The organism is Dyadobacter sp. 3J3, from assembly GCF_009801115.1.
Taxonomy (GTDB): Bacteria; Bacteroidota; Bacteroidia; order Cytophagales; family Spirosomataceae; genus Dyadobacter.
Genome location: NZ_VTOL01000010.1, coordinates 118,905 through 131,634, shown reverse-complemented (window position 1 = coordinate 131,634; position 12,730 = coordinate 118,905). Strand labels below are relative to the sequence as shown.

Annotated in this window: 12 protein-coding genes; 10 read left to right on the top strand and 2 right to left on the bottom strand. The window is 40.1% G+C overall.

All coding sequences use genetic code 11. The annotated features are described in order from the left end of the window. Positions 1–167 precede the first annotated feature (167 nt). The 9 genes from FZF08_RS21605 to FZF08_RS21565 all read left to right on the top strand — a co-directional run bounded on the left by FZF08_RS21605 (position 168) and on the right by FZF08_RS21565 (position 9,424). Positions 168–734, top strand: a complete 567-nt coding sequence (locus FZF08_RS21605) for a TetR/AcrR family transcriptional regulator (RefSeq protein ID WP_159473151.1) — start codon at positions 168–170, stop codon at positions 732–734. 74 nt (positions 735–808) lie between these two features. Continuing rightward, positions 809–1,561, top strand: coding sequence for an SDR family oxidoreductase (locus tag FZF08_RS21600; RefSeq protein ID WP_200837148.1), 753 nt, complete (start codon positions 809–811; stop codon positions 1,559–1,561). Between the two features lie 196 nt (positions 1,562–1,757). After that, the gene (locus FZF08_RS21595; RefSeq protein WP_159473148.1) at positions 1,758–2,492 is read left to right on the top strand and encodes a TlpA disulfide reductase family protein; all 735 of its coding nucleotides are present in this window, start codon (positions 1,758–1,760) and stop codon (positions 2,490–2,492) included. Positions 2,493–2,603: 111 nt separating this feature from the next. Then, on the top strand, positions 2,604–3,473 hold the full coding sequence (locus FZF08_RS21590) for an AraC family transcriptional regulator (protein WP_159473145.1): 870 nt from the start codon (positions 2,604–2,606) through the stop codon (positions 3,471–3,473). Between the two features lie 90 nt (positions 3,474–3,563). Then, positions 3,564–4,571: an aldo/keto reductase gene (locus FZF08_RS21585; protein ID WP_159473142.1), complete on the top strand. Its 1,008-nt coding sequence runs from the start codon at positions 3,564–3,566 to the stop codon at positions 4,569–4,571. Positions 4,572–4,722: 151 nt separating this feature from the next. Further along, the gene (locus FZF08_RS21580; RefSeq protein ID WP_159473139.1) at positions 4,723–5,883 is read left to right on the top strand and encodes a DUF3095 family protein; all 1,161 of its coding nucleotides are present in this window, start codon (positions 4,723–4,725) and stop codon (positions 5,881–5,883) included. 162 nt (positions 5,884–6,045) lie between these two features. Then, a complete protein-coding gene (locus FZF08_RS21575) occupies positions 6,046–6,507 on the top strand; it encodes a (2Fe-2S)-binding protein (protein WP_159473136.1) in 462 nt (153 codons plus the stop codon). Between the two features lie 2 nt (positions 6,508–6,509). Further along, positions 6,510–8,654, top strand: a complete 2,145-nt coding sequence (locus tag FZF08_RS21570; RefSeq protein WP_159473133.1) for a xanthine dehydrogenase family protein molybdopterin-binding subunit — start codon at positions 6,510–6,512, stop codon at positions 8,652–8,654. Positions 8,655–8,821: 167 nt separating this feature from the next. Continuing rightward, positions 8,822–9,424 (top strand): NTP transferase domain-containing protein, encoded by a 603-nt coding sequence (locus FZF08_RS21565; protein WP_159473130.1) that lies wholly within the window; start codon positions 8,822–8,824, stop codon positions 9,422–9,424. Between the two features lie 136 nt (positions 9,425–9,560). Here FZF08_RS21565 and FZF08_RS21560 read toward each other — a convergent pair whose 3' ends face one another. Next, positions 9,561–10,790: an XdhC family protein gene (locus FZF08_RS21560; protein WP_159473127.1), complete on the bottom strand. Its 1,230-nt coding sequence runs from the start codon at positions 10,788–10,790 to the stop codon at positions 9,561–9,563. A gap of 21 nt (positions 10,791–10,811) precedes the next feature. After that, positions 10,812–11,969 (bottom strand): cysteine desulfurase family protein, encoded by a 1,158-nt coding sequence (locus tag FZF08_RS21555; protein ID WP_159473124.1) that lies wholly within the window; start codon positions 11,967–11,969, stop codon positions 10,812–10,814. Positions 11,970–12,438: 469 nt separating this feature from the next. On the opposite strand from FZF08_RS21555, the gene FZF08_RS31860 reads away from it, so the two are divergent. Then, positions 12,439–12,618: a hypothetical protein gene (locus tag FZF08_RS31860; RefSeq protein WP_229216639.1), complete on the top strand. Its 180-nt coding sequence runs from the start codon at positions 12,439–12,441 to the stop codon at positions 12,616–12,618. Positions 12,619–12,730: the final 112 nt, after the last annotated feature.

Below are 12,730 nucleotides of genomic sequence, written 5' to 3'. Positions count from 1 at the left end.
AATTTTATGATTATTGAGACGGTAAAACCACTTAAAGTAACGGGCAGCATTAGTGTCAATACTTTGAGTCGTATCCCGGAATTGAAAAAATATTTAAAAATTTATTTCGAATTATTTGTTTTACTTACATATAAGTAAGTACATTTGTCTTGTGGAATTTGGATATTATGAAAGCGAGAACGGACACTAAAGAAAAGATAGTTGAATTGGCGACAGATTTAATTCTGGCTGGCGGATACCCCTCACTGAGTTATCAGCAGATTTCTTCGCAGTTGGGTATAAAAAATGCCGCAATTCATTATCATTATACTAGTAAAGAAGCCCTTGGAGCTGAGGTTTTGCGTAGAGAAATAGAACGATTTGAAGATTTTGTTGCAGCAGTTGACGGGAAAAGTCACTGGGGAAAGCTGGATGCTTTTATGTTGAATTACCGGAGATATTTGGAACATGAGAACAGGATTTGCATGATCGGTTCGAGTGCATCGAACTACAATGAAATTCCGGAACAGATGCAATTCATTGCAGCCGAATATTTCAAAATTGTAAAAAACTGGTTTACTGATCTTCTTGAATTGGGCAGGAGTGAAAAGGTTTTTTATTTTAAAGGAGAAGCTGTGAACAAAGCATCATTGATTTCCTCCGCCATGGCTGGCGGTTTACTGCATGCGCGGCTTAATGGTAATGAGCATTATGATTCGGTTATCACCCAAATAAAGCTTGAATTACAAGTATAAAAAAATTTGCCAAATTTACTTACTTATTAGTAAGTAATCTATAAATTAATCTTTAATTATAAACAACCAAAATCATGTCTGAACAAAAAATTGCATTTATTACTGGCGGAAATCGCGGAATTGGATTTGAAACAGCAAAAAAACTTGGCAAACTGGGCATATTTCCAGTGATCGGATCGAGAAATGAAGAATCGGGAAAAGCAGCGGTTGAAAAGTTGAAAGCCGAAGGGATTGATTCTGATTTTATAAAATTCGATGTATCCGATAAGAAGGATTACACCAGTGCTTACGATTATTTCGACAAGAAATTTGGCAAACTGGATATATTGGTAAACAATGCCGGAGTAAGTTTTGAAGGCGATCCTGTATCATCCTTCGGGAATGAATTTCCTGTAAGCAGCATTTCAGAGGAAGCCTTGCGAGGTACCATGGAAGCCAATTTTTTCGCTGTGGTACTTAGTACTCAGGTGCTTTTGCCATTGATCAGGAAATCAGATGCGGGACGCATCGTTAACGTTTCCAGTGCTCTTGGGTCTCTGAATTTACTTTCTGATCCATCTTCATCAGTTTATGGAATTAAAATGTTTGCTTACAGTACTTCGAAAACAGCGTTAAACTCGTTTACGGTTCATTTGGCGAAAGAATTAAAGGATACCGCTATCAAAGTAAATTCAGTTCACCCGGGCTGGATTCAAACAGAGCTTGGCGGATCCGCGGCACCGATGACACCAGAGGATGGAGCGAGCACAAGCGTATTACTGGCTACACTTCCGGCTGACGGACCAACGGGTGGCTACTTCCATTTGGATGAAACTATTGGCTGGTAAAAAATTATTTTGTAAAAGAAAATGCCTGAATCAAAGTTTACGATTCGGGCATTTTTCATTTGAGCAATACCAAAATTTGTAATTGCCTTGAAAATAGAAGCTGACTTAAAATATTTACCGGGACAAATCAGTTATATATTCAAATTTAAAACCGGAATACACTTCTTTTTATTGGACTAAAATCAACATAGCGTTTATGAATTTCAGATTTATCGGGTTTATCCTGATCATTTTTGGTGTAGAAAACAGCCAAATAACTTCGGCTCAGGTTTTGCGTAGCAAGGGGAAAATGAATCAGCAGTTTGTGATGAATGATGAAACTGTAATTATGAATCAGGCAACAGGGCAGCGGATCAGTTACCATGCTTATGACGAATTGTTAAAGAAAAATCCAGGCCGGTACCGTACACAGCCGGTTTTTGATAAGTATGGAAAAGCCTCGTCTTTTGCCCTGATCCCTAAAACAAAATTCGAAGTTGAAACAGGAATAACCTTAACACTCGACGAAGATGGAATGCCAGAAATTGGAAAGCCAATTCCAGCCTTTGTGATGAACGGACTGGATGGAAAGACATATGATTCTGAAAAATTGAAAGGAAAATATGTTCTTCTTGGCTTTTGGATTAAGTACGAAAAGCCACTGTATACGATCGAGAGCACTAAAATTATATCCGATTTTATAGAAGAAAACCGGGAAAAAGGTATTGAAATTGTTTCTCTCGGAACAACAATTAATACCGATGAAGAATGTAGAAAAGCAATCCCAAAACGGAATTGTGGTTTTATTCCTGTTCCGGATTCTTACGGTTTCAATCATCGCTATAAAGTAACAGAAACACCTTTTTTTATATTGATTGATAAAAGAGGAATAGTCAGAGCAATGGCGGCTCATACAGAATTTGACAAAATCAGGGAATTATCTCTTCGTTAGGAAATGGGGTAGAGATTTGATTGATCGATCTTAATCGGATGCGATTTATCTTATTTGTCGGAATAGAATCAAACTCTTCTTTGATTTTATTAACTTTGAACTATGACAAATATGAAAATTGCCGAACTCGTTCCTCCACCTGCACATTACCAACTAGATGTTATTCCATTTAAAGCCCAGATTTTTGAGGGAAGTGGCAAAACGCCTTTGGTTCCCTATAACCGGAGAGATTATTATAAAATATGGAGTATTAACGGGCCGGCAAAAATTCATTATGCGGATAGAACGGTTGATATAAATAGACCTGCACTAATTTTTTCTAATCCACTCGTTCCATATTCACTTGAAGTATTTTCGGATGACCGATCCGGGCGGATGTGTGTTTTTACCGAAGATTTTCTGAAAACAAAAGAAAGACTCGATAGTATCCAGGAGTCGCCGTTGTTTAAAATTGGTAGTGATCAGGTGTTTTTTCCGGATTCGGCGCAGCTCTCTTTTATTTACACGCTTTATGAAAAAATGGTTACGGAGATGGATTCAACCTATCTTTATAAGTATGATGTGATCAGGAATTATGTAAATCTGATGATTCATGAAGGGATGAAAATGCAGCCGGCTCTGTCGGATGTGCAGCATAATAATGCGGCTTCCCGGATCACCAGTTTATTTCTTGAATTATTGGAAAGACAATTTCCAATCGATTCGCCGCATTTTGTTTTGAAATTGAAAAAAGCCAGTGACTTTGCAGAGTATTTGTCCGTTCATGTAAACCATTTGAATAACGCCGTCCGGGACACTACCGGAAAAACCACTACTGCACATATTACGGACCGTGTTGTGAACGAGGCAAAGGCACTTTTAAGACATACAGATTGGAGTATCGGCGATATTGGCTCTTGTCTGGGGTTTGAATATTCGAGCTACTTTAATAATTTCTTTAAGAAAAACGTAGGCGTTACGCCCTTGTCGCTCCGTAAATGATGCTTTGATTTTTATAGTTTTCACTTTGAAAACGTAAATTTTGTCAGTCTTTTCCCAAATACCTTTGCTGTATTACTTAATAGCAGCAAAATGAAATATAAAGTATTAGGAAACACAGGTTTGAAGGTTTCTGAATTATGTCTTGGAACAATGACTTTTGGCGGAAAGGGGTTTTTCAAAGTTATGGGAAATCTGGGACAGGATTCAGTCGATCAATTGGTGAAAAAAGCGGTTGACTCCGGAATTAATTTTATTGATACGGCCAATGTATACTCAGAAGGTTTGTCAGAAGAGCTCACCGGACAAGCTATCCGCAATCTTGGATTAAATCGTGATGATCTGATCGTGGCTACCAAAGTTCGCGGTGCAATGGGAACGGGACCAAATGATCAAGGCCTGACCAGAAAGCATATTTTGCAACAGGTTGAGGCGAGTTTGAAAAGATTAAATACGGATTATATTGATTTATATCAGATCCATAGTTTTGATTCCATAACACCTTTTGAAGAAACGTTGAATACACTCGATGATCTTGTTCGAAGTGGAAAAGTACGTTATATAGGCGCCAGCAACTTGTCAGCCTGGCAATTAATGAAGGCAGTTGGATATTCCCAATATCATGACAAAGCGAAGTTTGTCTCCATGCAATCCTATTATTCGTTGGCTGGAAGGGATATTGAGCGAGAACTTATTCCGCTTTTGGATGATCAGAAAATCGGATTGATGGTTTGGAGTCCTTTGGCTGCCGGATTGTTAAGTGGAAAATATAACCGCAACGGAGAATCTGAATCCGGCGGAAGGCTGAAAAATTTTGCATCTTTCCCGGTCGACAAAGCACGTGCTTTTAATATTCTGGATATTTTACAGCCAATGGCCGAAGCAAAAGGAGCCACCGTTGCCCAGTTGTCTTTGTCGTGGCTTTTACATCAATCAACGGTCACAAGCGTAATTATCGGCGCCAATAAAATTGAACAATTAGAAGATAATCTGCAATCGGTAGATATCGTATTTACAGCAGAAGAATTGAAAGTTTTGGATGAAGTAAGTAAATTGCCGGTGGAATATCCGGGCTGGATGCTGGAAAGAAGTAATCGATAAATTGAATTTATTTTTTTGATAAAATCGACAAAAGACGCGGTGTGAAAACATTGCGTCTTTTGTTTGAAATACTTTCCCGATATAAGATTACCAAAAAAGAAATCTTATCGATCAAAAGATTTAAATTTGAAAGAAACCAGCGCTTACACTAATGCCGACTTTGTCCATAAATGATTTATTCTATTCAGCTCTGCCGGTCAATGAAATTTCTTTAAGCGATCTGCTTACCGAAAAACAACTTTTTCACAAACTTCCGGACGACTGGCACATTGTGGTGACGGACGTCAAAAATTCAACACTTGCTGTTCAAAACGGATTGCACGAAGCGGTTAACCTTATTGCAACGGGTTGCATAGTAGCCGTTTTGAATATTGCCCGAAAAAATAATCTGAGTGTTCCTTTTTTCTTTGGTGGTGATGGTGCGACTTGCATTGTTCCGCCTATGATCCTGGAAGATGTTATGCGTTCTTTACAAATTCACAAGTATAATACTTTTCGAAATTTTGATATTGATTTGCGCGTTGGCAGTGTTCCTATCCATCACATTTATCAAAATGGATTTTCACTGAACATCAGTAAATTTAAAAATTCAAGCATATTTTCAATTCCGGTTGTGCTGGGTGATGGGTTAAGTTATGCTGAGAAATTGATCAAAGGCGAAGATCATAAACTTGATCTGCTGGAATCTGGAAATCAATTACTGGATCTCGAGGGAATGCAGTGCCGTTGGGACAGAATTGCGCCACCGGAAAATCTGGATGAAGTGATCAGTTTGCTTGTCATTGCGAGAGAGGAGTCGGAGCAGGGAGTTGTGTTCCGGGAAGTTGTGGATTTCCTTGACGCTATCTATGGAACATCCCAAAAACGCCAGCCAATTTCTGTTTCAAAATTGAGATTGAAATCGACACTGGCTAAAATTAATCTTGAAATGAACGTCAAATTTGGACAGCTTCGATTTTTTTACAGGATTTACAACCGTTTCATGATGCTGTTCGGGCCTTACTATTTTAGTACGAAAAAAGGTAAAACGTTTCTTAATGAAATTGTAGAGCTGGCCGATACTTTGGTCATCGATGGGCGGATCAACACGGTTATTTCAGGAAATACAAAACAACGTTTATTGCTGGAAGAAGCGCTCAATAAACTGGAATACGAGGGCAAAATAAGATACGGACTTTTTGTAAGCCAGGAATCAATTATGTCTTGTTATGTACCCAATGAAGAAAATATACATATCCATTTTGTTGACGGAGCGGAGGGTGGGTACACCAAAGCGGCCGGCATATTAAAACAAAAAATTCGATATAGCTGAATAGGTATATCGCTTATATCCAATCGTATAAATATATTTTAATGGAATATTGTTTAACTTGTCATGTCAATATTTATGCAGGGAAAGTTGTGATTTATTTAGCCACAAAGTACTTTTTTTCTGGATAATATTTGAATTGATATAACCTATACAATTTTCACCATGGCGTTATTAAAATTACAAATCAACAACCACAGCTACGAAACAGATGTGGCAGAGGAAACTCCGCTTTTGTGGGTGCTGCGCGATAATCTTGGCCTTACCGGCACCAAATTCGGCTGCGGAATTGCCCAGTGCGGAGCCTGTACAGTGCATCTGGACGGAGAGGCGGTTCGTTCCTGCGTTTTGCCGGTTTCGGCGGTAGGAAAGAGAAAAGTAACAACCATTGAAGGTTTGTCAGAAAAAGGTGATCATCCTGTCCAAAAGGCCTGGGAAGAAATAGATGTTCCGCAGTGCGGATACTGTCAGGCCGGACAAATCATGACCGCTGCCGCTTTTTTGAAGAAAAATCCTAAACCAACCGACGCCCAGATTGTGGAAACGATGAGTGGTAATATTTGTCGTTGCGGAACATATCACCGGATACGTGAAGCGGTTAAATCGGCAGCGTCCAAAACCAAATAATCATGAAGACATTAGAAGAAACTTCAAGACGTAATTTCCTGAAAATTGCGGCAACAGCTGGTGGGGGCTTATTTTTAGGTTTCAGCTGGTCGGGTGCTGCTGCATTGCCAGGCGTGGTTACTCCTGAATCTGCGGCGGTGGGTGCCGTCAATTTCAATAGTTTTCTCACCATAGGCGCTGACAATATCATCACCATATTTTCTCCAAATCCGGAAATCGGACAAGGAATTAAAACGGCTTTTCCGATGATTGTTGCTGAAGAACTGGATGCTGACTGGAAACTGGTAAAAACAGTTCAGGCAAATCTGGACACAAGCAAATATGAGCGCCAGGTAACCGGTGGAAGCGGGGCGGTTCCGCATTCTTGGGAACGTTTACGGAAAGCAGGTGCAACGGCGAGGTATCTGTTAGTGGAGGCGGCAGCGAAAAGATGGAATGTTCCTTCCACAGAAATAACGACGGAGACTGGAAAGGTTTTTCATAAAGCTTCCGGCAAATCAGCAACCTATGGAGAGCTTGCTGAGGATGCTTCCAAAATTACGGTACCCAAGGAAATTAAGTTAAAAGATGAGAAAGATTTCAAGCTGATCGGGCAAAGTATCCGTAATGTTGACAATCATAACATCATAACGGGTAAGCCATTATTCGGACTGGATTTTTACCGGGAAGGAATGTTGTTTGCTCTAATTCAGCGTCCAAAAGCATTTGGTCTGAAATTGAAATCGGTTGATTCCGCTGAGACGAAAAAAATGCCCGGTATTGTAGATGTTGTGACTTTTGGAAACAGTGTGGCCGTGGTTGGGAAATCAACCTGGCAGGTTAAAAAAGCACGAGAACTTTTGAAAATTGAATATGAAAAAGAATTCGATCTTGAAAGTTCGGCTGATCATAATCGTATTTTCAAACAATTATTAGACGGTGGAGAAGCGGCAGTAAGAAGGAAAAATGGTGATGTTGAAACTGCATTTAAAAACGCGGCTAAAATTGTAACGGCTGAATATCAATGTCCGTTTTTACCGCACAGTCCTTTGGAACCCATGAACTTTTTCGCGCACGTTCGTGAAGATGGTGTTGAACTTGTCGGGCCAACACAAACACCGGATCGTGCACGGACGGAAGCTGCGAAAATAACCGGTTTTCCACCTGAAAAAGTCACGGTTGAAATTACCAGACAAGGCGGAGGTTTTGGTAGAAGGCTGGCAGCCGATTATTCGATCGAAGCGACCCATGTTTCCAAATTGATGAAAGCGCCGGTGAAAGTGGTTTGGACCAGGGAAGATGATATGACAGGTGGAACATACCGTCCCGCAGTTCGTTATCGTTTTGAAGCTGCTTTGGATAAAACCGGACAGCTGATTGGTTACAAATTACGCGGTGTGGGCATGAATGCCGGGAACCCGACACGTGAAGATAATTTTCCTTCCGGAGCCGTCGACAATTTGTTGATCGATTCGGTAGATCATAAATCTCCGATTACTACCGGTCCGTGGCGTGCCCCGATTACTAATTTCCTTGCTTATGCTGAACAATCTTTTTTGGATGAAGTAGCCGAAGCAGCCGGAAAAGATCCGATTCAGTTTCGTTTGGAATTATTGGAAAAAGCAAAAAAAGCTCCGGCAGGTGAAGTCAAATATGACATTGACAGGATGATTGCCGTGATAAAACTCGCCGCTGAAAAAAGCAACTGGGGTAAGAAAAAAGGAGTTCATCAGGGTTTTAGCGTCTATTTTTCTCACCGTTCGTATGTAGCACAGGTGGGAGAGGTTATTGTTGAGAAAGGTAAACCTGTTCTGAAAAACATGATTGCAGCGGTTGATTGCGGTATTGTGATCAATAAAAGCGGTTCTCTTCAACAGGTTCGTGGTGGGATTGTGGATGGTATTGGACATGCGATGTATGGAAATCTGACTTTTAAAGACGGAGCTCCCGATCAGAAGAATTTCAATGCTTTCCGCTTGATTCGTATGAATGAAATTCCGGAAGTGGATGTGCATTTTGTTGATAATGGTATCGCACCAACTGGATTAGGTGAGCCCGCATTACCGCCCGCAGGAGCCGCAGCGGCGAATGCTTTTTACAAGGCAACAAAGAAAAGATTGCGGAACCAACCCTTTATTGAAGAGGAGGCGTTTAAGAATATTTCCTAAAATTAAGTGAGATCACAAGCAGTTTAGTCCAGTATATTTTATATTGGGCTGAGCTGTTTTTTTTGTTTTGTTAAGGCTGATAATTTATATTTTACGTAACATGTTTGGCTCAATATTTGCAGTTACATAATCAGTGTCATATCAGTAATTTCACAAAATAATTTTAAATGGAAACTAACATCGCTATCGTAATTCTGGCCGCCGGAAAATCGGCCCGGTTGGGTCAGCCTAAACAGCTTCTTCCCTTTAAAGGGAAAAGTTTGATAAGCCATTGCGTAGAAATAGCCCGAGAAGTAGTTGAAAATGTAATCGTAGTTACCGGAGCCGAGAGAAAACGTATCGAATCAGAATTAAAAAATAGTAGTGTTGAAATTGCTCATAATTCAGAATGGGAAGAAGGTATGGCCTCTTCGATTCGTACTGGTCTGACTTATGTTACGGTAAAGAATCCCGGTATAAACGAAGTTATTTTTATGGTTTGTGATCAGCCCTTTGTGACTTCTGATCTTTTACGTAAGCTGATTAGGGAAAAAGAAATTTCTACAAGGAGTATAGTGGCAAGTTATTATTCAGAAATAGCCGGAACGCCAGTAATTTTCGACAAAAGTATCTTTCCGGAATTGATGGAATTAACAGGTGACGTTGGTGCCAGAAAGATTATTATCAAAAGTAAAGACCGAATGTCTACTGTGGATTTTCCTCTTGGAAATGTAGATATGGATACTGCTGATGACTATAAAAAGCTGCTGATGCAAAAGGATTTGTTGTAAACTGAAAACAAAAACATGGTAATTTATAATTATCTAAATTGAATCCCGAAGGGATGACACTATATTAGAAAATTAATAGAAACCCAGATAAGCCAAACCCTGAAAGGGTGGCATATAAAAGCTAATTATAAACCTATTACATCGGTCCAATCCCACAAGAACCCGAAACGTCCTCGTCAGACGAACTCAAAAGATTCTGCACTTTCCTTTTTTCCAAAGCCGGTATATTTAAAATAGGACGACTATGAATTACATCCGTTTTGTCACGTAAGAATGTTCCGGGCGTTTTGTTCAGAACGGCTTTTATTTCGGCCAAAACCGATAGCGCGATTTCCTCAGAAGTCTCTGCACCAATGTCCAGTCCCACCGGACCATAAATTCTTGAAATTTGTTCTTCAGTCACTTCAAAGCCGTCATCTTTTAAGTCAGCCAACATTCTTTCCAATTTCTTTTTTGGTCCCAGACTGCCGATGTAAATAGAGTTTTTACTATTCATAAATTCACGAAGGACGCCAAGATCGTAATTGTAATTATGGGTCATCAATACAAAAACAGTTTGCGCATCACAAGGGATTTGTGAGATCACCTCGTTTGATTTGGCAACAAGTACTTGATGGGCTAATGGAAACCGTTGGGCAGTTGCCTGATTAATACGACCGTCAGCAACCGTAATTGTCCAACCCAAAAGTGAAGCCATACCCACCAGCGGAATCGCATCATTTCCTGCTCCAACGATCACAAGTGAAACAGGAGGTTTTAAAAATTCAATGAAAGCAGTAAGCTTATTTCCTTCAAAAGTATAGGTCTTGAACAAAGATTGTTCGGAATTCAGGGCAGTTTCACTATCCTGAATAATAGTATCGAGGTATTTTTCGAACTGATTTTCTACAACTAAATATTCATCGTTATCAATTAAAAGCATTCCTGTTCCGGGCTGGTTTCCCCGGTTGGTCATAGAAAAAATTGTAACAAGTATAGCGTTAATTCTGTCTCTCGTAGCTCGCTCCAGTAAGATGATCGGGTGAATTTCCTTTTCAATATTTATTGGCTCAAACAGGATATGTACAATACCATTACAACCCAGCTGAACGCCGAATTTTGCATCGTCATCATCGTCCATGGTGTCATATGTTACCAGTTTATTGGTTTGCTGAGAAATGGCCAGAAGTGCTTTTCGCAGCGCATCTCCTTCCAGGCAACCTCCGCTGATAGCACCTGTCAATTGTCCATCCTCCGTTACCAGCATTCGGGCTCCTGGTCTCCGATAGGACGAGCCTTCAACATGAACGACCGTCGCCAGTGCCATACGTTTACCTTCGGCAATTGCTTTATAATAAGCTTCAATGATATCTGTAATTTCTTTCATTTTTCGTTTCAAAAGAAAAGATCAACGTGTGCTGTTACGGTGATTTTCTACAATAGTCCTTATCGTGTTGGCTGCATGTTCAATTTGAGAAAGCGTTGTAAATCTTCCAAGGCTGAATCGGAATGAACTTAAAGCAAGGTTATCGTTTAATCCCAGTGCCTTCAAAACGTGACTTGGTTTTGTCGTAACCGACGAACAGGCGGAACCTCTTGAAACAGCTATTTCGCGACAGATGTCTAAAAGTAAGGCCTCTCCGTTTACATTTTCAAAGGAGATATTGGTAATGTTAGGCAAACGGTTTTCCAAGTTTCCGTTTAGTCTTGTACCATTTATCGCAAGCAATTCCCGTTCCAGTACGTTTCGTAAAACCGCTATGGCGCCCGGCTCACTTCCCAATTCCATCATACAGATTTCACAAGCCTTCCCCAGTCCAACAATTCCCGGCACATTAAGTGTTCCGCTGCGCATATTTTTCTCATGTCCGCCGCCATGGATTTGTGAGGAAATATTCACTTTGGGATTTTTTCTCCTTACATATAATGCACCGATTCCTTTTGGCCCGTACAATTTATGAGCACTTAGGGAAAGCATATCGATACCATCTTCATTGACATCAATCAGGATCTTTCCAACTGCCTGCGTAGCGTCCGTGAAAAACAAAATACCGTGTTTCCTGGCTAGTTCACTTATTTCCTGAACAGGCTGAATTGTCCCCGTTTCATTGTTTGCATACATGATGGAAATGAGTACCGTCTTACTGGTAATAGCATTTTCAAGCTCGGCCAGATTAATCAAACCTTCCGAATCTACTGGCAAATACGTTACTTCTCCTCCTGTATTTTCAATCCACTCACAGGTGTCAAGTGCCGCCCTATGCTCCGTCACACAGGTAATAATATGATTTCCTTTTTCTTTATAATTTTCAAAAACTCCTTTTATTGCCAGATTAATAGATTCTGTCGCCCCGGAAGTAAATATGATTTCAGAAGGATGCGCACCGATTAATTCCGCCACCTGCTGTCGCGCGATATCAACTGCCTCCGCAGCAGTCCACCCATATACATGCGAATTACTCGACGCGTTTCCGAAATTTTCCAGAAAATAGGGCAGCATTTCGTCCAGAACTTTTAGGTCCATGGGCGTAGTAGCGGCGTTGTCCAGATATATGGGGAATTTCAATAGGTTACTAGCTATCGGTGAATAAATATTATATCGAATTTGAGGTTTTTGACATGATTAAACAAACGTTCCACAAGGAAAAAAAATATTCCTCAATCAAGACATTGATTTATACTGACTAAATATTTTTTTGTTGAAACGATTAAATTCATTTTCTGATCAATTCTTAGATGCACTGAACCTGCAAGTAGAAGTAACCCGACCTCTTGAAAATTTCAATCTTTTTGGCTAATCATAGTCACTATCCATAACTTTTTCTTTTGAAAATAGTTGCTATAAATACTTTCACAAACTTCCATGATTGATTGTTCGACACGATAATTTTAATACACGCATGTTGGACAAAGTAGGTGTGTAACATCAGCCAGAAACGGATTGTAGGGAGAAATTTTATCAAATCTGCTGTCATGTGCTCCGCTTCCATACTTATCGAATTTCCCTCCGTTTAAAGCAAATGCTTCATCCAAAAATGAAAATCTCCAAAAAGCTGCATGCACTCAGTGCGCTGGAGATTGGACTTTGGGATATCAAAGAGAAAGCACTTGGCATTCCGGTCAACCACTTACTTGGAGGAGTTACCCGGAGCATTATCGTATATGGCCTACCGGTGCAAACGGAGTGTTTTTATGATAACGTTAAAAAACGATAGAATTAGTCAAAGAAGTACGCTGCTGCGCAGTTGGGCGGGGAAAATGGGCGACTGATCTGCATACCCGCTTTGATCACTGACGGGCTGAAAATCTGTAATGAAATTGAATATT